The sequence below is a fragment of the Streptomyces sp. NPDC002935 genome, from assembly GCF_040611295.1.
GTDB lineage: Bacteria > Actinomycetota > Actinomycetes > Streptomycetales > Streptomycetaceae > Streptomyces.
On the sequence record NZ_JBEXNW010000009.1, the window covers coordinates 54,947 to 74,826 of the forward strand.

A 19,880-nucleotide genomic window follows, 5' to 3' on the forward strand; every position below is an offset into this window, starting at 1 on the left:
GCGCGGGGCGGCCGAAGGCTGTCCGGCGGATCTTCACGGAGTACAGGTCACCTGGGCCGGGCCGACCGCTCCGGCTCTCAAGGAAAGACCAGTTGACACCGCATTCCCTGGCGTTCTACCTGGACGTGATCACGTCGGGAACGGTCCTCGGCGCCAAGCCGACGGACAGCCCCGACCAGGTCACGGCGATCCTGGGCCCCGACTTCGCCGAGAACTCTCTCGACGGCCGGAGCATGTGGCGCGACTACGGAATGATCGAGTTCTTCTGGGACCGGGAATCGCGTGACCGCCCCTGGCGAGGTCACCACTTCACCCTTCAGGCGCATCGGCTTTCCTGGGGCGGCGGCGTCGTCAACAGCGCGATTCGTGATCGGTACGGCCGGTTCGACCGTCACCTCGACTTCGGCAGACTGGAGCGGCTGGCGGCCAGGCGCGGCATACGCATGGAGGACGTCCCGGACGCCAACGCTCCGGCCTACAGCCTGCACTGGCAGCCCGCCTCCCAGATGTCCGTCATGGTGCGCCGGTCACCTGGAAAGGGGGGACGTCGGCGCGGCGGCGCACGTCTCGGCGACGTGCATGCCCTCTCGTCATCAATGAACGCCGAGCAGGTGGCCTGGCACAGGGCGCGTTACGGCCGTCAGAACGGCCGTCGATGGTCGGCTCGACTTCGTTGAGGCGTCGCTGGGCCCGTTCCTCGTCCGAAGACGGACCCTAGATGTCGAGGACGGCTCGGAGGCCGATCTCCACAGCTTCCATGACCCGCTCGTCGACCGGCCCCAGGTCATGGGTGAAGCACGCGGTCGAGAGGGTGCGGAACTCGCCGAGCACGATGGTGCCCGACGAAGGGGTGTCGACCGGGATGTCGACGAGGGTCGCCTCGCGTACCCGCTGGGGATAGACGAGTACGCACGTGGCTGCCTTGTTCCGCTCGTTGAGGGCGTCCGAAGACACGACCAGGACGTGCGCGGGCCCTCCGGCGAACGACAGCTCGAAGACGTGGCCGCGCTTCACCTGCCCGCCACCCGTCCCCAGCGCTCCAGTGTGGCGTCCTCGCTCTCGACGGGTTCCGCGGCGGTGATCACTATGCCCGCCTCGGCCCGCAGCCGCGCGGACCTCTCCAGCTCCTCGGTGAGCATCTGCCGGCGCAGTATCCGCGCGGTGTACGCGGAGGCGTTCCCCTTGGCCTTCACGAAGGCGGCCACTTCGTCGGGCAGGCTCATCGTCATGTTGACCGTCATACGAGCATCGTACGGCCGATGGGGTGATGCGTGTGGCGACTGTGGAGAAGTCCATCCCGGAGCGCGGGGCAGGCGCTCCGAAGCGTCGACCTCGCGACGTCGGCGCCCCTGCCGGTACGGCGGACCTCGCCGGGTAGCGATGCTACGGCATGAATGTTAGCGTTGCTTTCAGCGCGATGGTGAACACCGCTACCCCGGCCGAGACAAGGAGCAACGCCATGAGCGAGCAGCCGAGCACCTCCCCGCGCGTCGCGATCGTCACCGGTGGGTCCCGCGGCATCGGCCGCGAGACCGCCGAGCGGCTGGCCGGCGAGGGATACGCCGTCGTCGTGAACTACGCGGGCAACGCCGCCGAGGCCGACAAGGCCGTCGCCGCGATCAGTGAGGCGGGCGGGCAGGCCGTCGCCTTCCGCGCCGACGTCGCCGAGGAGGCGGAGGTCGCCGCCCTCTTCGACACCGCGGAGAAGGTCTTCGGCGGCGTCGACGTCGTCGTCCACGCGGCCGGTGTCATGACCCTGGCCCCGCTCGTCGACCTCGACCTCGACGCCCTGGACCGGATGCACCGCACCAACATCCGCGGCACGTTCGTCGTGGACCAGCAGGCCGCGCGCCGGCTGCGCACGGGCGGCGCGATCATCAACTTCTCCAGCTCCGTGCTGGCCCTCGCCATCCCCGGCTACACCGCGTACGCCGCCACCAAGGGCGCCGTCGAGGCCATGACCCTGATCCTCGCCCGCGAGATGCGCGGCCGGGACATCACCGTCAACGCCGTGGCCCCAGGCCCGACCGCCACCGCCCTCTTCCTGGACGGCAAGGACGAGGAGACCATCGCGCGGATGGCCGCCCAGCCGCCCCTGGAGCGTCTCGGCACCCCCGAGGACATCGCCTCCGTCGTCGCCTTCCTCGCGGGACCCGGAGGCCGCTGGGTCAACGGCCAGGTGCTGCGCGCCAACGGCGGCATCGCCTGATACCCCACGGTCCTCCCGCCCCGACGACGTCAGGAACCCCCGAGATGAGCAGCGACGCCATCACCGGCGGCGAGGCCGGCCCCGCCGCCGACGCGCCCGTGAGCACCCGGGCGCGCATCCTCGCCGTGGCCGCCGAACTGGTCGCGCGGTCCCCGGACGGTGACGTCTCGACCCGGGCCGTGTGCGAGGCGGCCGGGGTCGGCGCCCCCGCGCTCTACCGTCACTTCGGCGACAAGGAAGGACTGCTGTCGGCCGTCGTCGACCACGGCTGGGAGCGCTACCTGGCGGCCAAGCGGGAACGGCACCCCGGCACGGACCCGGTCCAGGACCTGCGCGAGGGCTGGGACGGCCACACCGAGTTCGCCCTGCGGAACCCGAACCTCTACCGCCTGATGAACTCCCCGGCGATGCGTACCCCGCCGGCCGCCGCGCTGGAGGCCCACCGCATCCTCACCGGCGATCTGCGCCGCGTCGCCGAACAGGGCAAGCTGCGGCTCGCCCCCGAACTCGCCGCGCAGATGATCATGTCCGCCAACGTCGGCGTCTGCCTGATGCTGGTCTCCCGCCCGGCGACCTTCATGGACGAGAGCCTGTCGCGCCGCGTACGGGATGCGGTGCACGTCTCCGTCTTCACCCCGGACGTGACCGCTCCCGAGCCGCGGGCGGCCGGCTCCGAGGTTTCCACCGTCCCGGCCACGGCGACCCGCCTCGGCGCACAGCTCCGCCGGAACCCGAGCCCCGCCTTCACCTCCGCCGAGACGGCCCTGTTCACCGAGTGGCTGGACCGCCTGTCCAACACGGGTTGAAGTCCCGGTTGGGGTCCGTCACTTCGCTACTTCGACATGATGAAGTCCAGGGCGTAGCCGGAAGCGGTCGTCCAGTAGGTGACACGCTGAAAGTCGTTGGCGTACAACGTGTCGACGGGCATGGGGACATCGATCGGCTTGCCCGCGCTGCTGCCGGGTGTGCTGCCCTGGAGGCTGAGGGTGATGCTCTTCGCCTCGTACTCGTCCATGGGGCCGTTGACGAGCAGAGCGGCATATCCCTCCTGACCCGGAGCGAGGGTGACGGGTACCCCCGGGGTCGCGTCGCTCTCCTTGATCACGGGGGCCGTGGTCCGACCGTCACCGAGCCGCACGAGAGGGTAGCGGTAGAGGTTGCACTTCTTGTCGCCGGCGTTCTGGACGGTGAGGACGAGGTGCCTGGCGTCCCGCTCCTTCACCGCGGACACCCCGAGCTCCGTCTGGGAGCACGCGGCGATCGCCTCCTTGCCGCCACCGCCGGTGCTGCCGCCACCGCCTGCGGTGCCACCACCGCTGCCGGTGCCACGGCCGCCCGTGCCGCCGGCGCTGCTCGTGCCCCCACCGCTGCCCGCGCTGCTGCCCTTGCTGCCACCGCTCCCCGCGCTGCTGCCACCGCTCCCCGCGCTGCTGCCACCGCTCCCCGCGCTGCTGCCGGCGCTCCCGGCGCTGCTGCCACCGCTCCCGGCCCCGTCGCCGCCCGTGTTGCCCGAAGCACCGCCCGGCTTCGCCGAAGCCGTCGCGCTCGGCTGGGCCGAGGACTTGGAGCTGTCCGAACCTTCGGCCGCGCCCGGATCGCACGCCGTGGTCGCGAGCAGCGCGGCGGCCGCCGCGGCCCCGAGGGCATAGGACTTCCAGCTGCTCGGGTTCTTGTGGTTCCTGCGGGCAGGCGTGTTCATGGTGTCCCCGTTTCCTGTTCCGATCCGTATGGAGGTCGCACGCGCCGGCGGCCGGGCACCCACTCGGGGAATCCGCCCTGGGCATCCGCCCGTCCTGAGTGCATGAGGACATGGGTGTCCCTGTGGACGGGCGGGCCGGGGTGTCGGCGCTGCCGAGCGGACGACCTGCTCAGCCGGTGCGACATCCACAGCATGGGATTCCTCGCGGAGCTGGGGCAACAGCTGCCCCCCAACCCGGGACGGTGGAACCATCCCACCCTGGATGACCTGCGGAAACGCGGAAGCCTGGGATGCCTTTCCGGGATGCGAGGACCCCGGCCGCCTCACCCCCGCAGGTCCACCCGCACCGTCAGCAGCCCCGTACCGATCAGCCGTACCGCCGTGCTGTTGCCCCGGGGCAGGGTGTGCAGCCGAGCCACCGGGTCGTCGTCCGGGAGGAGGTGCGCCGTGCCCTCGTGCCAGCGGCCGCGGAGCCGCACCCGCACCCTCGGGTCCGCCTGGATGTTGCGTATGTACTGAGACCGTTCCCCGAACTCCGAGACCAGCCAGAAGGCGTCACCGACGCGGCGGCCGCCGAGCGGGGTGCGCCGGGGCAGGCCGGAGACACGGCCGGTGGTCTCCAGGAGCGTCTGGAACGGCATCCGGCGCGCGAGCGGGTTGACGAGGTGCCGCTGGAAGGCGGTCGTGGTGCGGAACCTGAGGTCGGTGAGTCGGGCCATGGTCGGTGGGGCTCCTGTCCGGGCTGGTGTGTGGCACAAGGGAGTTGTTTCAATGGTCCCCGATGTCGCGCGACGGGAGCAGGTGGCTGAGGATGCGGGTCGTGACCTGGAACCTCTGGTGGCGGTTCGGGCCATGGGAGGAGCGGCAGAAAGCCATTCTGGCCGTGCTGCGCGAACTGCGGCCCGACGTGGTCGGGTTGCAGGAGGTGTGGGAGTGCGGCGGGCAGAACCTCGCCGGATGGCTCGCGGACGAGCTCGGGATGCACTGGACCTGGGCCGCCTCCGACGCCTCGGACCGCTGGCAGCGGCGGATCGGGGACCCCACGGTCGACGTCGGCAACGCCGTGCTGAGCCGCTGGCCGGTGGTGGCGCAGGAGGTGCTGCGGCTGCCCGCCCCCGAGGAGCTGTACGACGGACGGCTCGCCCTGCACGCCCGCCTGGCCACGCCCACCCACGAGGTGCCCTTCTTCACCACCCACCTCACCTCGGCCGTCCACGCCTCGGGCGTACGCCGCGAACAGGTCACCGCCCTCGCGGAGTTCGTCGCCGCGCACCGGGGCGGCACCGACTTCCCCCCGGTCGTCACGGGTGACTTCAACGCCTGGCCGGACTCCGACGAGATCCGGTTGTTCGGGGGATACAAGACGTCCCCCGCGGTTCCCGGACAGGTCTTCCTCGACGCCTGGGAGTACGCCGGCCCGACGGCACCCTCGGCCACCTGGAACCCGGCGAACGCACATGTCGGCCCGCACAGCCCCGCCGTACGCATCGACTACGTCCACGTCGGCCCGCCCGGCCCCGGCGGCCTCGGGCACGTCCGGTCCGTACGGCGGGCCGGGGACGGGCCGGTCGGCGGGGTGTGGCCCTCGGACCACGCGGCCGTCGTGGCCGACCTGTCCCTTCCCGGGGTGTCCCTTTCCGCGGACGGTCAGGACGCGCCCTGAAGCCCCGACGGTTCAGCCGCGGTCGTCGTCCCTGAGTACGCGGAGAAGGGCACCGAAGGCGGCGGGGGTGGTCGAGAGTATGGAGTGGGCGGGGTCGGCGCTCTCGGTCAGGTGGACCGTTTCTGCAACGCGGCCGGCGGCAACGTGGAGACAGGCGTCGCCTTCCTGGCAGTAGGTCGACTTCTGCCAGTCGTGACTGGACATAGGGGCTCCTCTACAGGTCCTGGGCGATGGCACGGATGAGATCCCGGGACTTCGCCGGGCTCAGGGCGGTGTCCTCGACGATGTCGAGCAGGGTGCGGTACTTCCCCAAGAGTGCCTCGGCGTCCAGCAGTACGGGGCCGTGGAACTGGTCGAGTTGAGCGGTGTCGAGTTGGGGGACGGCACCGTGCAGGTAGTTGATGGACTGGCCCGACCCCGGAAACGCTCCGACGCCGAACGGAAGTACCCGCACGGTGATGTGGTCCCGCTCGCCCATGTAGAGGAGGTGCTGCAACTGGGCGCGTGCCACCTCCCGTCCGCCGACGCGCATGCGCAGGGCCGCCTCGTGGATGACGGTCCGGTACGTGATCGGGTCGGGCCGGTAGATGACGTCCTGCCGCATGACGCGATGCGCGACACGGTGCTCGATCTCCGGGGGAGTGGGGGCGGGGATCACGTGGCGGAAGATCTCGCGCGCGTGCTCGCGGGTCTGGAGCAACCCCGAGATGTGTGTGGTGTACGCGGTGCGTACGGCGGTGGCGTGATGTTCCAGTTCGGCGAGGTCGAGAAGGCCTGACGGCAGCGTCTCGCGGAACGCCTCCCACCACCCTCGCGTCTTCTCCGTCGCCATCTCGACCAGGGCTTCGACGAAAGCCTGGTCGGGGCACGAGTACAAGCGGGCCAGGGCCCGGATTCGGTCGGGACTCACGCCGAACCGTGCCAGTTCGACGTTGGAGAGCTGACCCTGGCTGGTTCCGAGGGCCCGCGCGGCCTCGGTTGACGTCATGCCCGCGCGCTCGCGCATCTTGCGCAGCTCTGCGGCCAGGCGGATTCGCCGCGCTGTGGGGGCAGGCCGTGCGGTCATGCGAACTCCTCGGGCGCGCAAGTTCAGTTGAGTTGTCACTCACACGAGGGAAGTCGGGCGGGATCATCTCGAACTGGCGCAAATTTAATTTGCGGGGCCCTATCTTCGTATTCAGGCACCCCGCCCAGAAGCACCCCGCTCGACGGAGCGGCCAGGTCACTGGGCACCGGAGACGAAGAGATCAACCCCCCTCTCGTGATCGGAGACTTCGGATGGCCACCGTATCGCCGCCGTGGGCCTACACCCTCCAACTCCCGCACGATCCCCGCGCCCCCGGTATCGCCCGAGCCACCCTCCGTACCGTCCTTGCCGCGCACGACCTCACCGAACTCGCCCCCACCGCCGAACTCCTGGCCTCTGAACTGCTCACCAACGCCCACCTGCACACCCGGGGCCCGTACGCCCTCCGCGTCCTCTCGACAGAGCCGGACCGGCTGACGGTCGCCGTCTGGGACACCGACCCGAGAGTCCCGCCCGGCTACGGAGCCCCGCACGCACCCGCCGCACCGCCCGAAGCCGAACACGGCCGCGGCCTGCAGCTCGTACGCGCCTGCGCCGACGCGTGGGGCGTCTCCGTGCTGCGCGAGATGGGCGGGTCGAGAGGCGGGAAACTGCTGTGGGCGGAGTGCGGGGGCGGGGCGGGGGCCCGGTGAACGGAAGAGAAGGCTGCATACGAGTGTCCGGCGGGTTAATGGCAGGGGAATCAAGGTGACCTGCGAGAACTGAGTGGGATTCCGCTACAACCCCCGCCTGGGGTGCGCTGTCCAAGCGTGTGAACCAGAAACAACAGCAGCCCCGCACATAGCTGCGAGCTCACGACTTGATCACCGATCGCTGCCCGCTGACCACCGTGACGGCGGCGGCGGTGACGGCGAATTCACCGGCGCTTTTCTTCGTCGGGCCTGATCATCACTGATTCCGTGAAGGGTTATTTCTGCATGCGCACGTTAAGGGCAATCTCCGCCACTGCCGCTCTCGGTCTCGCTCTCGGCGGAGGCCTGTTCTCGGTGTCCACCGCCCAGGCGGCCACGGCGAGTTCAGCCACGCTCACCCGCGCTACGTACGGCACATTCTCGTACAAAGCCGCCGCCGGACAGACCAACAACCTGAGAGTCACCACGAAGGACGTCGACGCCGGCTCCGAGGATTACTACTACCTCCGCATCACCTTCCGCGACAATTACGACATAACCTTCTCCACGGACAAGTGCACCTACCCGTCGGCGACCGATCACAAGGTCGTCGAGTGCACGGCGGTGATCGGCGTGGGCGGCACCGGCGACATGGACCACTACAACGCCGACCTCGGTGACGGCAACGACACCGTGACCGCCACCGGCGCGTTGGCCACGATTTCCGGCGGCAAGGGCAACGACGTCATCAAGGGCGATGGCGGCACCATTTTGTTCGGGGGCGACGGCAACGACCGCCTCGACGGCGGCGGGGGCGTCTATGGCGAGGGCTCGTACGGCGGCGCGGGCAACGACACGCTCACCAATTGCGACTCCAGGTGCCAGGGAGGGCCCGGAAACGACAGCCTCACCGGCACCTCCACAGGGCACCCGAACGAGCTGTTCGGGGACGACGGCAACGACGTCATCCACGCCGGCGCCGATGCCGACTTCGTCTACGGCGGCAGGGGCAACGACAAGCTGTACGGCGACGGCGGCAACGACACGATCTACGGCAACACCGGCAACGACCTGCTGCACGGCGGCACGGGCACGGACACGCTCTCCGGCGGCGCGGGCACCGACAAGGTCTACCAGAACTAGAGCCAGAACCAGAGCCGGCCCCAGATCAACGAGAAACTCAGGGCCGCCAGGGGTGGGCGTGAGGGAGCGCGGTTTCCCTCACGCTCCCTTTGGGCTACGACCCCAGGAAGATCGGGTTCGTGAACGCCGCCAACGCCCCCGGAACCGGTCCCGCCGCCGTCTCGTGGCGCAACTCCGCCCGTACGTAGGCCGCGTACTGTGCCGTCGTACGCCACTCGACCGTGCCGGAGCCTGAGACCGGCAGCGGGTCGCTGGTGAACAGCACGCCCTGGTCGGTGACGAAGCGGACGGTGCAGCGCGGGGCGCCGGAGGCCTCCAGGCGGACCGTGACCGGGGTGTCCGGGGCGACCCTCAACCGTTCCCCGATGCCCGCGTGTTCGCCCTTGGCGCCGGACACCCTGAAGGCGAGGGAGACCAGCTTCGACTCGGCCACGTAGGAGCGGCCCGCGCGGATGCCCTCCTGGATGGCCTCGCGGGTCAGATCGTCGGCGAGGACGACCGTCTGCGGGCTGCCGACCGGGTCGGGGTCGCGGTGTGCGTCGCTGTTGCCCATCGCCGGGAGCCAGTCGTGGCCCCCGCGCACGGAAGCGACCAGCAGGTTGTCCCAGTCGGCGAGGGTGACCTCGTCGTCGGGGGTGTACGGGCCGTTCCACACCTCGACCGCGTCCGCCTCCCCGAAGCCGAACTTCCAGCCGCAGCCGACGCAGGTGGCGTGCGGATGCGCGGGCACCACGAGCCCGCCGGCGCCGCGGATACGGCGGGCGAAGCGGCCGAACCGGTTGTCGCGGGCCCGGTAGCGCCAGTCGACGAAGGTGCCGGGATCCGTGCCGAGCGCCAGCACGTGCCCGTTGCGCGTGGTGACCTCCTCGCCGAGCATGATCAGCAGATCGTCGCCCGCCTGGTCCGCCCAGTGCGGGTGCGAGGAATGTGTGTTGTGGTCCGAGGAGTTGATGAAGTCCAGGCCCGCCGCCCGCGCCAGCGCCGCGATCTCCGCGGGGGTGCGGCGGCCGTCCGAGTACCAGGAGTGCAGATGGCAGTCGCCGCGGTACCAGGCGCGGCCGCGGCCCTTGGCACGCGAGGGCGGGTACACCGGCTCCGGGGTCGCGGCCCCCTTGCCGTACGTCAGGGTGATGGTGACCTCGTACGTGAGTCCCTGGGGCGCCACCGTGTACGGGCCGAGCGCGATGTGCCAGGTGCCGGGACGGACCGGGCCGGGGATGTACCCGGGGGTCGCGTCGTCGGAGCGGATGAAGAACTCCGTGCGCGCGCCGCCCGACCAGCCACGGAAGCCCCGGCCGCCCAGCTCCGTGCCGTGCTCGTCGAAGATGCCGATGTCCAGGGCGTTGCCCATGGTGCCGGCAGGGACGGACGGCCTCTCGTAGGTGTAGGAAACCTTGATCTCCGCGACCCCGGCCGGTACCTCGACCGGGAGATACACGAAGTCGGGGGAGCCGGTGGGGAGGGTGCCGCGCACCGTCCTCGTCTCCTGATTGTCCGCCGCTTCCGCGTCCGCACCGCTGGGGAAGGTCACGCTTCCCAACGTAAGCGCGGCCGCCGCTCCCGTCACGAACAGAGCGCGTCTGCCTATGCCGTGGTCGTCCTCACACATACTGCTGCTCCCCAGGGTGTCGGGCGTGACAGTGACATGAGTGATACGGAGTGTCACTTACCACTGTGGGAGCAGGCTGTGAACAGAGGTGCACGCCAGGGGAATCGGCGGCTTTCGGGGAGACCGACAGATGCCGCGCGGCCCGAAAGCGGTCAGGCCCGGCAATACCTGATCACCCCGACCGTATGCTCGAAGGATGACGACCTCCGCTACGGACGCGACTCCCGGATCCGGGCCGACGGCGAACTCCATGCGGCGCGGGCTCAGGCGCGCGCGGGACGGCGTCGCGCTCGATGTGACCGAGGCGGCGGTGCTGCTCCAGGCCCGCGGCGCGGACCTCGACGACCTGACCGCCTCCGCCGCGCGGGTGCGCGACGCCGGTCTGGCGGCGGCCGGCCGGCCCGGTGTCATCACGTACTCCAAGAGCGTCTTCATCCCGCTGACCCGGCTGTGCCGCGACAAGTGCCACTACTGCACCTTCGTCACCGTCCCCGGCAAACTGCGCCGGGCCGGCCACGGGATGTTCATGTCCCCGGACGAGGTCCTCGACATCGCCCGCCGGGGCGCCGAACTCGGCTGCAAGGAAGCCCTGATCACCCTCGGCGACAAGCCGGAGGACCGCTGGCCCGAGGCCCGCGAGTGGCTGGACGCGCACGGCTACGACGACACGATCGCGTACGTACGGGCCATCTCGATCCGCATCCTGGAGGAGACGGGCCTGCTGCCGCACCTCAACCCGGGGGTGATGTCGTGGACCGACTTCCAGCGGCTGAAGCCGGTCGCCCCGTCGATGGGCATGATGCTGGAGACGACCGCGACCCGGCTGTGGTCCGAGCCCGGCGGCCCGCACCACGGTTCCCCCGACAAGGAGCCCGCCGTCCGGCTGCGGGTCCTGGAGGACGCGGGCCGCTCCTCCGTCCCCTTCACCAGCGGGCTGCTGATCGGCATCGGCGAGACGTACGAGGAGCGCGCCGACTCCCTGTTCGCGCTGCGCCGCGTCTCCCGGGCGTACCACGGCATCCAGGAACTGATCATCCAGAACTTCCGCGCCAAGCCGGACACCGCGATGCGCGGGATGCCGGACGCGGAGCTGGACGAACTGGTCGCCACCGTGGCAGTCGCCCGGCACATCATGGGCCCGGCCGCCTGTCTCCAGGCGCCGCCCAACCTGGTCGACAGCGAGTACGGGCGGCTCATCGGCGCCGGGATCGACGACTGGGGCGGGGTCTCACCGCTGACCATCGACCACGTCAACCCCGAGCGCCCCTGGCCGCAGATCGAGCTGCTGCGCGAGCAGTCGGCCGAGGCGGGCTTCGAGCTGCGTGAACGCCTGTGTGTCTACCCGGAGTTCGTGCAGCGCGGCGAGCCCTGGCTGGACCCGCGTCTGCTGCCGCACGTCCGTGCGCTGGCGGACCCGGAGACGGGCCTCGCGGTGCCGGACGCGGTGGTCGAGGGCCACCCCTGGCAGGAGCCCGAGGAGGCCTTCACGTCCTCCGGGCGCACCGACCTGCATCACACCATCGACACCGAGGGCCGCACCGGCGACCGCCGCGACGACTTCGACGCGGTGTACGGCGACTGGGAGGCCCTGCGGGAGGCGGCGGCTCCCGGGATGGTGCCGTCCCGGATCGACACGGACGTACGGGCCGCGCTGGCGACCGCCGCCGACGACCCGACGAAGCTGACCGACGACGAGGCCCTCGCGCTGCTGCACGCCGACGGACCGGCGCTGGACGCCCTGTGCCGGATCGCCGACGACGTCCGCAGGGCGGCGGTCGGCGACGACGTCACGTACATCGTCACCCGCAACATCAACTTCACCAACGTCTGTTACACCGGTTGCCGTTTCTGCGCCTTCGCCCAGCGCCGCACCGACGCCGACGCGTACACCCTCTCCCTGGAGCAGGTCGCGGACCGCGCCGCCCAGGCCTGGGACCTCGGCGCGGTCGAGGTGTGCATGCAGGGCGGCATCCACCCGGACCTCCCCGGCACCGCCTACTTCGACATCGCGAAGGCGGTGAAGGAACGGGTCCCCGGCATGCATGTCCACGCCTTCTCGCCGATGGAGGTCGTCAACGGCGCCACCCGCACCGGCCTGTCCATCCGCGAGTGGCTGACGGCGGCCAAGGAAGCGGGCCTCGACACCATCCCCGGCACGGCCGCGGAGATCCTGGACGACGAGGTGCGCTGGGTCCTGACGAAGGGCAAGCTGCCCGCGGCGACCTGGATCGAGGTGGTCACCACCGCCCACGAACTCGGCATCCGCTCGTCCTCCACCATGATGTACGGCCATGTCGACCAGCCCCGCCACTGGCTCGGCCACTTCCGCACCCTGTCCCGCATCCAGCAGCAGACCGGCGGCTTCACGGAGTTCGTGACCCTCCCCTTCATCCACACCAACGCCCCCGTCTACCTGGCCGGCATCGCCCGCCCCGGCCCGACGACCCGCGACAACCGCGCGGTCATGGCGATGGCCAGGCTCCTGCTGCACCCGCACATCCCCAACATCCAGACCAGCTGGGTCAAACTGGGCACCGAGGGCGCGGCCGAGATGCTCCGCTCCGGCGCCAACGACGTCGGCGGCACCCTGATGGAGGAGACCATCTCCCGCATGGCGGGCTCCAGTTACGGCTCCTACAAGTCGGTCAAGGAGCTGATCGCGGTCGCCGAGGCCGCGGGCCGCCCCGCCAGGCCCCGCACCACCGTGTACGGCGAGGTCCCCGCGGAGCGCCAGAGGACGGCGGCGGCCTCGGACGGACATCTGCCGGAGCTGCTTCCGGTGCTGGACTGAGGGAAATCCCTTTCGGCGCTGTCGGTGGCCCCTGTTAGGTTCATGCGGCTCGTGTGATCCATGAGCCTCAAGTACCAACAGGGGAGGGCCACTTGATTGGATTCAGAGGGACGGGCAGACACAGACGGCTGATGGTGGGGTGCTGCACGGCGGCACTGCTGGCCACGGCTGCCGGCGCGGCGTCCGCGGTGGACAATCTGCCGCCGAAGCAGCCGCTCGTGCAGGATCTCGCGTCGGGGAGCAAGGCGTGCGGGACCGGTGACGACACGGCGTACGTCTCGCAGCCGCCCCGGCTCAGTGCCGTGCTGTACGACCCGGAGGAGGACAACCAGCCGTCCGAAGCCAGCTCGGTCAAGGGCGAGTTCGAAGCCTGGTGGACGGACTCGGCAGGGGTGGAGCAGCGCCGCGCCTACACCAGCATCACGCTGACATCGGGGCAGCGTCAGTACTGGACGATGCCGAACGACATCCCGGCGAACACCGTCATCTCCTGGCACGTCCGCGCGAACGACACCAAGGCGACGTCTGCGTGGAGCGACGAGGGCGACGGCTCGGTCTGCTCGTTCGTGTACGACGACGTGAGCCCTGAGAAGGCGACGATCACCTCACCCGAGTACTCGAACCCCGACCAGGTGTTCTGGGTGGACGGAGTGGGCGTCTACGGCCACTTCACGATGGACTCGGCCTCGGACGACGTGGTGTCGTACACGTACGGCTTCCTGGGCGGCCCCTACGGAACCGTCTCCGCGGACCGGCCGGGCGCGGCCGTGACCCTTCCCTATCTCCCGCTCACCGCGGGCCCCAAGTGGCTCACCGTCCGCGCGATCGACCGGTCGGGCCGAAACAGCGGGGAGTCCAGGTACGACTTCAACGTGAAGTCCGGCCGTGCCCCCGTCGCCCGCTGGAAGCTGGACGACCCGGCGGGCTCCCGGTCGGCAGCCGCCGAGACGGGCACCGCCGCCCGCGCCGGCACCGGAGTGACCTTCGGCGGCACGGCACCCTCCGGCACGGGAGCCACCACCACCGTCGGCCTCGACGGCAGCGGCCACGGCTTCCTCACCCCGGACGCCCCGGCCACCGACCTCCGCAAGTCCTTCGCCGTCAGTGCCTGGGTGCGGCCCGCCGAGACCGGCCGGACCATGACGGTCGCCAGCCAGGACGCGGACGGGAAGCCCGGCTTCACCCTCGGGCTGCGCAGCGATGACTCCGGCCCCGCCTGGTCGTTCGCTATCGGTGACGCGCGGGTGTCCGGCGGCGCGCCCGAGACCGGCGAATGGGCACATCTGCTGGGCCTGTACGACACGGAGACCGGCCGTGCGCGGCTGTACGTCAACGGTCACGAGACCGGCACCGCGGCGGACGCCACTCCCGCCGAGGCGACCGGCGCGTTCCAGATCGGCCGCGCCCGCGGGGCATCCGGCTACCGCGACCGCTGGCACGGCGAGATCGGCGACGTACGGGTCCATGACCGGGTCGTGGTGCCGGGCGAGGCGGCCGAGCTGGGCTATCGCACGCCGAAGCTGCTCGGCCACTGGTCGCTGGAGAACGCGACGGACGGCGCGAGCCCCGAGCAGACGGACAGTGCGCCGCTGCGGCTCGGCACGGGTGCCACGATCTACCGGGGCTCCGACAGTTCCTGCATCCCGGACCTCGACCCGGACTGCACCTACGTGCCGCCGCCGCTGGTCGGTGACGGGCATCTGCGACTGGACGGCGAGACCGGTTACGCCGCAGCCGACGGGCCGGTGGTGGACACCGGGGACAGTTTCACCCTCGGTGTCGTCGTACGCCTCGCGGACTTTGAGCCCGCCCACCCGATGACGGTGCTCTCGCAGGCCGGCGAGCACACCGACGCCTTCAAGGTGCGCTACGTGCCGTCCACGCACACCTGGCAATTGGTGACGCCGGAGAAGGACGAGACCGGAGCCTCCGAGAAGGTGGTGTCCCAGATCGAGGGGGCCGACGGCGGCGAGGGCCAGGGCCATCGCCTCGCCGTGGTCTACGACGACGCGACCGACACGATCAAGCTCTATCTCGACGGCTACACCAACGATCAGGCGACCACGACCGTTGCCGACGGCTGGCACAGCACCGGCGCTCTCCAGATCGGCCGGGCCACGGTCGGCGACCGCTGGGGCGAGTACCTGCACGGGGACGTGGACGAGGTGCAGGCCTACTCCGGTGCGCTGCGGGGCGGGGACATCCAAGCCCTGGGATGGGGTACGAATCCCTGCCTGTGCTGATCCGCCTGTGATGATCCCGGGGCTCTGATCCCCCACTGCCCGCCGGAACCCAGGTCCCGGCGGGCCGTCCGGCTTCGGCCGACCCCGTGTCCCACCGGACGAGTTGGGCCAGACTGGCGGGGCCGGTCCGTGCGGACGGGCGGTGTACCGGGGGAGAGGGAAGGCCATGGCGCGGGGGCGACCGTCGATGCAGGAGTTGATCGAGGGGCGGCGACGGCACGGGTTCGTCGGGCGAGGGGCCGAACGAGCCACATTTCGTGCCAACTTCGACCTGCCTCCCGAGGACGAACGGCACCGGTTCCTGTTCCACGTCCACGGCAACGCGGGTGTCGGCAAGACGTTCCTGATCCGGGAGATGGAACAACTGGCGCGTGAGCACGGCGCGTTGACGGCCTACCTCGACGAGAACGTCGGCAGCCTGCCCGAGGCCATGGCGGCGATGAGCCGTCAGTTCGCCGGGCAAGGGCACCGGTTCAAGGAGCTGGACCGTCTGCTGGCGGCGTACCACGAGCGGCGGCACGAGGCGGAGGCAGCCGTCCTCGCCCCGCAGGAGCCCGAGCGGAGCGGCCCCTCGGCGGGCAGCCTGACAATGGCGCGGGCCGGCCTGGTGGGGCTGGGGATGGTGCCCGGGGTCGGCGCCCTCGCCGGAGCTCTGGACCCCGCCCAACTCGCCCAGGGCGCCGACAGGCTGCGGGCCGGACTCAGCGCCCGCTTCCGCAACCAGGAGGACGTGCGGCTGGTCCTGTCGCCGCAGGGCGTGCTCACCCCGGTCCTCGTCGAAGAGCTCTCCGAGGCGGCGTCCGCCGTGCCGTGGACCGTCCTGTTCTTCGACACCTACGAGCGGACAGGACCGTTCCTCGACCCATGGCTCCACGCGGTGATGACGACCCGCGAGCACGGCATGCTGCCCGCCACGGTCGTCGTGGTGACGGCCGGGCAGCGCCCCTTCGACACCTTCCGCTGGGGCGGTTTCACCGACTTCGTCACCGACCTGCCCCTCGGACCGTTCACGGAGACCGAGACGCGGGGGCTCCTCGCGGACAAGGGAGTCGTGTCGGAGCCCGTGGTCGAGGAGGTACTGCGCCTCACGGGCGGACTGCCCCTGCTGGTCTCGACCCTGGCCGAGCAGCGGCCCGCGGACCCCGACGACATCGGCGACCCCTCGGCCACGGCCGTCGAACGCTTCCTGAAGTGGGAGCCGGAACCGGTCCGCCGGGCGGTGGCCCTCGCGTGTTCCCTTCCCCGTCGCCTCGACCTGGATGTGTTCCGGGCAGCCGTGGACTGCGCCGACGAGGACGCCGACGCCCTGTTCGGCTGGCTGCGCGGGCTGCCGTTCGTGGACGGCCGCGGCGACCGGCTCCGGTATCACGACCTGGTCCGCGAGCCGATGCTCCGGCTGCAGCGGCGCCACTCGCCCCGCGGCTGGACCGAACGGCACGCGAGGCTCGCGGAGGTCTTCGGCCGCTGGCGTGCCGAGGCGGGGAACGGCCTGATCGCTCCCGACGAGGTGTGGCGGCACGAGCCATGGCGGCTGATGCTGCTGGAGGAGTCGTACCACCGGCTGTGCGCCCGGCCGCTCGCGGCACTGGGTGACGCCCTGCGCGACACGGTCGAGGCCTGCCGCGTCGATCACGTGGTCGGGCGCGGCTGGGCCAGGATGCTCCAGGAGGCCGGAGACGCGGCGGGCGACCCGGTCCTGCGCGACCTGGGCCGGGGACTGACCGAGGCCCTCGCGGACGACGAGGACGGGGTGGCCAGGGCGATGGATCTGCTGCTGGCCCGCCCCGCACTGGAGGGTCCCGGGCGGGCGCTGGCGCACGGGGTGCGGGCCAGGGAACTGCGGAACGGCGGGGAGTACGAGCGGGCGCTGGCCGAGTACGACCGGGCGATCGAGATCGATCCGGACGAGGCGCGCGTGCACTACGGCCGTGGCTTCACCCACCAGCTGCTCGGCGACCACCCAGCGGCGCTGGCCGCTTTCGACCGGGCGGACGCACTGCGGCCCGACACGGGATGGATCATCGCGGAGCGTGCGGAGACGCACCGCCTGGCGGGCCGCTTCGAGGAGGCGGTGGCCGGCTTCGACCGGGCCGTCGCCCTCGACCCCACGAACGCCGACTCGCTGGCCTCCCGAGCGGTGTGCCGGCACGCCCTCGACCAGTTCGACGCGGCCGGCGCCGACTTCGACCGCGCGCTGAGCATCGACGGGACCCACCTGTGGGCGCTCGTCCGCAGGGCCCGGCTGCGCCGTGACACGGGCGACTGGGACAAGGCGTTCGCCGACCTGGACCGGGCGGCCCGCCTGGAGCCGGACTCCGCCTGGGTCGCTTCGGAACGGGGCGACGCCTACCGGCTCGCGGGCCGCTTCGAGGAGGCCGTCGCCGAACTCGACCGGGCCATCGGCCTCAGACCCGACTACCCCTCGGCCCTGGCGGGCCGCGGGGTGGCCCGCCACGAGCTGGGCGACGGCGCGCAGGCGCTGGCCGATCTCGACCGTGCCGTCGCGCTGGAGCCCGACTACGTCTGGGGCCTGGTGATGCGGGCACGGGTGAGGCGGCGGCTGGAGGACGTGCCCGGCGCGTACGAGGACCTGCGGCGCGCGCTCGCGGCGCGTCCGGACGCCGACTGGATCGAGATCGAGCTGGGCAACGCCCACCGGATCGACGACCGACACCAGGAGGCGATCTCCGTCTTCCGGCACGTACTGGAAAGGGATCCCGGCAACGCCTCGGCGCTGGGCTGTCTGGGGGCGACCTACCGCGACCTGAAGGACCACGCGCAGGCGCTGACCTGGCTGGACCGGGCCCTGACGGCCGACCCGGACTACGCGTACGCGTACGACCAGCGAGCCCGCGTCCTCCTGGCGACCGGGCGGACCGAGCGGGCCCTGGCCGACTGGGAACGCCGGATCACCCTGGGCGGGGACGCGGACGCGGCACGCTACGAAATCATGGAGACGCTGATCCACAGCGGCCGGCGGGACGAGGCGATGGCCCGGCTGTCCGAGGCGGACCCGGCGCCGGGCCCGGACGACCCGCTCGTTCTCGACCGGGACCACCTGCGCGTCGAGGCATTCCGGTACACCGGGCAGTGGGCGCGGGCCCGTCACCTCGCCGAGCGGCTTCGCGCGGAGGACGCGGCACCGGGCACGTTCCAGCTGGCGATGACCGAACTACGGTCCCGGGGGCCGGAAACCGCGGACCCCTTGTGGCGTGAGCTGGCACGACTCCTGGACACGGAGGAGCTGGACGAGATCACCCGCCTGCAGGGCAGGTGCATCGTCGGCTGGGGCCTCGCGGACTGGGCCGACGCCGACCGGGGGCTGGCCGAAGTCCTGGCCACCGACCCCGACTGGGACGACCTGGCGGTCCTCGCGGACGTCCTCGCCGAGCTCCTGCTCAGCCCCGACACCGACCACTCCCGCCTCGCCCCCCGTCTGGCGACGGTCACCGCGGCCCGCGACGCCGTCCGGGCGCGCTACACGGACTGACCGGCGAGGTGAGCCGGGGCTGGGAACGACTGCCGGACCAGACCGCGCTTTCTGCCGAACGCCGCCCATACCTGATCACTTCGGGCCACTGGGATCACGTCCCTCATATGGATCCGCGACCTCAACCGACCGTTCCCGTTCGATTACAGTGCTGAGCTGTCGGACGAACGGACGGGTGCCTCAGGAGGTCTCGGTGGGTGCGACAGCCGGTGCCGTCTGGGGCCGTGGTGAGCAACAGGACTTCCGCAGCCGGGTCCGGGGAACGCTGCTGGGCGCGGCCCTCGGCGACGCCCTGGGCGCGCCGATCGACGGGCTCTCCCTGGAGGAGATCCGCGCGGCGTACGGCGCGGAGGGCCTGCTCGACCTGGCCCCCGCGCACGGCCGGCGCGGCGCCGTCACGCACCTCACCCAGCTCGCCCTGTTCAGCGTCGACGGACTGATCCGCGCCCAGGTGCGCCGCGACACCGGCGCCTGGCACCCGCCGTCCGACGTGCACCGCGCCTATCGCCGCTGGGCGGCCACCCAGACCGACTGGGGGCCCGACGAACGCCGCAAGGACGACGGCTGGCTGGCCCGCGAGGAGTGGCTCTACGCCCGCCGCGACCCGTCCAGGGCCAATCTGCTCGGCCTCGCCGACGAGATCATGGGCACGCTGGACGCGCCCAAGAACCCCGGAGAGCCGGGCCCCGAGGCCGCCGCCCGTTCCGCGCCGTTCGGGCTGCTCGTCGGCTGGGAGCCGCAACTCGTGATGCAACTGGCCGTCGAGTGCGCCGCGCAGACGCACGGTCACCCCGCGGCCTACCTGACGGCGGGCGCGTACGCCGTGATCGTGCACGCGCTCGCCCGCGGCGAGAACCTCGACGCGGCCGTGCAGCAGACCCTCGCGCTGCTCGTGACCCGCCCCGGGCACCAGCCGGTCACCGACGCGCTCCAGCACGCGCTGGGCGCCGTACGGCAGGGGATGCCCTCGCCGGGGCGGGTCGAGGAACTCGCCGGGGACGGCACCGCCGAGGGGCTGCTCGCCGTCGCGGTGTACTGCGTGCTCGTCGGCGAGGACGTCCGGCACGGTCTGTGCCTCGCCGTGAACCACGGCGGGCCCTCCGCGGTGGCCGGCACCCTCACCGGCGGTCTGCTGGGCGCCCTGCACGGCGAGACGGCCCTCCCGCCGGCCTGGCTGGCCGAACTGGAGGGCCGTCCCTCGGTGCTGGTCCTCGCGGACGACTTCGCGATGGAGATGACCCAGGGGCCCGCGCTGCACGGACCCGCCGGATCGTCCCCCGGCTGGCTCGCCCGCTACCCGCGGGCCTGAGCCGACACCGGCCGGTCCTTGGCCGG

Annotated in this window: 17 protein-coding genes; 10 read left to right on the forward strand and 7 right to left on the reverse strand. The window is 71.5% G+C overall.

All coding sequences use genetic code 11. From position 1 onward, the window contains the following. Positions 1-92: 92 nt before the first annotated feature. Positions 93-677 (forward strand): hypothetical protein, encoded by a 585-nt coding sequence (locus ABZX90_RS14270; protein ID WP_355204696.1) that lies wholly within the window; start codon positions 93-95, stop codon positions 675-677. 37 nt (positions 678-714) lie between these two features. Here ABZX90_RS14270 and ABZX90_RS14275 read toward each other — a convergent pair whose 3' ends face one another. Together ABZX90_RS14275 and ABZX90_RS14280 are read right to left on the reverse strand one after the other, a co-directional pair. Continuing rightward, positions 715-1,014 (reverse strand): type II toxin-antitoxin system PemK/MazF family toxin, encoded by a 300-nt coding sequence (locus ABZX90_RS14275; RefSeq protein ID WP_355204699.1) that lies wholly within the window; start codon positions 1,012-1,014, stop codon positions 715-717. Further along, positions 1,011-1,241: a hypothetical protein gene (locus tag ABZX90_RS14280; RefSeq protein WP_355204702.1), complete on the reverse strand. Its 231-nt coding sequence runs from the start codon at positions 1,239-1,241 to the stop codon at positions 1,011-1,013. The genes ABZX90_RS14275 and ABZX90_RS14280 overlap by 4 nt, the downstream gene beginning before the upstream one ends. Before the next feature lie 218 nt (positions 1,242-1,459). Here ABZX90_RS14280 and ABZX90_RS14285 point away from each other — a divergent pair, with 218 nt between their 5' ends. Both ABZX90_RS14285 and ABZX90_RS14290 read left to right on the forward strand, forming a co-directional pair. Continuing rightward, positions 1,460-2,209 (forward strand): SDR family oxidoreductase, encoded by a 750-nt coding sequence (locus tag ABZX90_RS14285; RefSeq protein ID WP_351120452.1) that lies wholly within the window; start codon positions 1,460-1,462, stop codon positions 2,207-2,209. A 44-nt stretch (positions 2,210-2,253) separates the two neighbouring features. Then, on the forward strand, positions 2,254-3,015 hold the full coding sequence (locus ABZX90_RS14290) for a TetR/AcrR family transcriptional regulator (RefSeq protein ID WP_351120450.1): 762 nt from the start codon (positions 2,254-2,256) through the stop codon (positions 3,013-3,015). Positions 3,016-3,041: 26 nt separating this feature from the next. Here ABZX90_RS14290 and ABZX90_RS14295 read toward each other — a convergent pair whose 3' ends face one another. Together ABZX90_RS14295 and ABZX90_RS14300 are read right to left on the reverse strand one after the other, a co-directional pair. Continuing rightward, positions 3,042-3,908, reverse strand: coding sequence for a DUF4232 domain-containing protein (locus tag ABZX90_RS14295; RefSeq protein WP_355204705.1), 867 nt, complete (start codon positions 3,906-3,908; stop codon positions 3,042-3,044). Between the two features lie 323 nt (positions 3,909-4,231). Next, on the reverse strand, positions 4,232-4,627 hold the full coding sequence (locus ABZX90_RS14300) for a nitroreductase/quinone reductase family protein (RefSeq protein ID WP_351120446.1): 396 nt from the start codon (positions 4,625-4,627) through the stop codon (positions 4,232-4,234). A gap of 92 nt (positions 4,628-4,719) precedes the next feature. Here ABZX90_RS14300 and ABZX90_RS14305 point away from each other — a divergent pair, with 92 nt between their 5' ends. Continuing rightward, positions 4,720-5,571, forward strand: coding sequence for an endonuclease/exonuclease/phosphatase family protein (locus ABZX90_RS14305; RefSeq protein WP_355204708.1), 852 nt, complete (start codon positions 4,720-4,722; stop codon positions 5,569-5,571). A gap of 12 nt (positions 5,572-5,583) precedes the next feature. Here the strand turns inward: ABZX90_RS14305 and ABZX90_RS14310 are convergent, their stop codons facing one another. Beyond that, positions 5,584-5,775, reverse strand: a complete 192-nt coding sequence (locus ABZX90_RS14310) for a DUF397 domain-containing protein (RefSeq protein WP_355204711.1) — start codon at positions 5,773-5,775, stop codon at positions 5,584-5,586. 10 nt (positions 5,776-5,785) lie between these two features. Beyond that, entirely contained in the window at positions 5,786-6,637 is an 852-nt protein-coding gene (locus tag ABZX90_RS14315) for a helix-turn-helix transcriptional regulator (protein ID WP_355204714.1), read from the reverse strand. A gap of 212 nt (positions 6,638-6,849) precedes the next feature. Between ABZX90_RS14315 and ABZX90_RS14320 the strand changes: the two genes are divergently transcribed. Both ABZX90_RS14320 and ABZX90_RS14325 read left to right on the forward strand, forming a co-directional pair. Further along, complete coding sequence (locus ABZX90_RS14320) at positions 6,850-7,290, forward strand: ATP-binding protein (protein WP_355204717.1); 441 nt, start codon at positions 6,850-6,852, stop codon at positions 7,288-7,290. A 285-nt stretch (positions 7,291-7,575) separates the two neighbouring features. Next, the gene (locus ABZX90_RS14325; RefSeq protein WP_355204720.1) at positions 7,576-8,412 is read left to right on the forward strand and encodes a calcium-binding protein; all 837 of its coding nucleotides are present in this window, start codon (positions 7,576-7,578) and stop codon (positions 8,410-8,412) included. A gap of 94 nt (positions 8,413-8,506) precedes the next feature. Here the strand turns inward: ABZX90_RS14325 and ABZX90_RS14330 are convergent, their stop codons facing one another. Beyond that, on the reverse strand, positions 8,507-10,021 hold the full coding sequence (locus tag ABZX90_RS14330; RefSeq protein ID WP_355204724.1) for a CehA/McbA family metallohydrolase: 1,515 nt from the start codon (positions 10,019-10,021) through the stop codon (positions 8,507-8,509). Positions 10,022-10,217: 196 nt separating this feature from the next. On the opposite strand from ABZX90_RS14330, the gene ABZX90_RS14335 reads away from it, so the two are divergent. The 4 genes from ABZX90_RS14335 (at position 10,218) to ABZX90_RS14350 (ending at position 19,854) form a co-directional block, all read left to right on the forward strand. Continuing rightward, positions 10,218-12,812: a bifunctional FO biosynthesis protein CofGH gene (locus ABZX90_RS14335; RefSeq protein WP_355204727.1), complete on the forward strand. Its 2,595-nt coding sequence runs from the start codon at positions 10,218-10,220 to the stop codon at positions 12,810-12,812. Between the two features lie 131 nt (positions 12,813-12,943). Further along, positions 12,944-15,055 (forward strand): LamG domain-containing protein, encoded by a 2,112-nt coding sequence (locus ABZX90_RS14340; protein ID WP_355205070.1) that lies wholly within the window; start codon positions 12,944-12,946, stop codon positions 15,053-15,055. A 166-nt stretch (positions 15,056-15,221) separates the two neighbouring features. Further along, on the forward strand, positions 15,222-18,545 hold the full coding sequence (locus ABZX90_RS14345; protein WP_355204730.1) for a tetratricopeptide repeat protein: 3,324 nt from the start codon (positions 15,222-15,224) through the stop codon (positions 18,543-18,545). 193 nt (positions 18,546-18,738) lie between these two features. Further along, positions 18,739-19,854 carry an ADP-ribosylglycohydrolase family protein gene (locus tag ABZX90_RS14350; RefSeq protein WP_355204732.1) on the forward strand — a complete coding sequence of 372 codons (1,116 nt, stop codon included), beginning with the start codon at positions 18,739-18,741 and terminating at the stop codon, positions 19,852-19,854. The last annotated feature ends 26 nt before the right edge of the window (positions 19,855-19,880 follow it).

What these genes read in the sequence shown, in the direction of transcription:
- ABZX90_RS14280 (WP_355204702.1), bottom strand. Translation starts at nt 1,241, where the DNA reads ATGACGGTCAACATGACGATGAGCCTGCCCGACGAAGTGGCCGCCTTC.
- ABZX90_RS14285 (WP_351120452.1), top strand. Translation starts at nt 1,460, where the DNA reads ATGAGCGAGCAGCCGAGCACCTCCCCGCGCGTCGCGATCGTCACCGGT.
- ABZX90_RS14290 (WP_351120450.1), top strand. Translation starts at nt 2,254, where the DNA reads ATGAGCAGCGACGCCATCACCGGCGGCGAGGCCGGCCCCGCCGCCGAC.
- ABZX90_RS14295 (WP_355204705.1), bottom strand. Translation starts at nt 3,908, where the DNA reads ATGAACACGCCTGCCCGCAGGAACCACAAGAACCCGAGCAGCTGGAAG.
- ABZX90_RS14300 (WP_351120446.1), bottom strand. Translation starts at nt 4,627, where the DNA reads ATGGCCCGACTCACCGACCTCAGGTTCCGCACCACGACCGCCTTCCAG.
- ABZX90_RS14305 (WP_355204708.1), top strand. Translation starts at nt 4,720, where the DNA reads ATGCGGGTCGTGACCTGGAACCTCTGGTGGCGGTTCGGGCCATGGGAG.
- ABZX90_RS14310 (WP_355204711.1), bottom strand. Translation starts at nt 5,775, where the DNA reads ATGTCCAGTCACGACTGGCAGAAGTCGACCTACTGCCAGGAAGGCGAC.
- ABZX90_RS14315 (WP_355204714.1), bottom strand. Translation starts at nt 6,637, where the DNA reads ATGACCGCACGGCCTGCCCCCACAGCGCGGCGAATCCGCCTGGCCGCA.
- ABZX90_RS14320 (WP_355204717.1), top strand. Translation starts at nt 6,850, where the DNA reads ATGGCCACCGTATCGCCGCCGTGGGCCTACACCCTCCAACTCCCGCAC.
- ABZX90_RS14325 (WP_355204720.1), top strand. Translation starts at nt 7,576, where the DNA reads ATGCGCACGTTAAGGGCAATCTCCGCCACTGCCGCTCTCGGTCTCGCT.
- ABZX90_RS14330 (WP_355204724.1), bottom strand. Translation starts at nt 10,021, where the DNA reads ATGTGTGAGGACGACCACGGCATAGGCAGACGCGCTCTGTTCGTGACG.
- ABZX90_RS14335 (WP_355204727.1), top strand. Translation starts at nt 10,218, where the DNA reads ATGACGACCTCCGCTACGGACGCGACTCCCGGATCCGGGCCGACGGCG.
- ABZX90_RS14340 (WP_355205070.1), top strand. Translation starts at nt 12,944, where the DNA reads ATGGTGGGGTGCTGCACGGCGGCACTGCTGGCCACGGCTGCCGGCGCG.
- ABZX90_RS14345 (WP_355204730.1), top strand. Translation starts at nt 15,222, where the DNA reads ATGGCGCGGGGGCGACCGTCGATGCAGGAGTTGATCGAGGGGCGGCGA.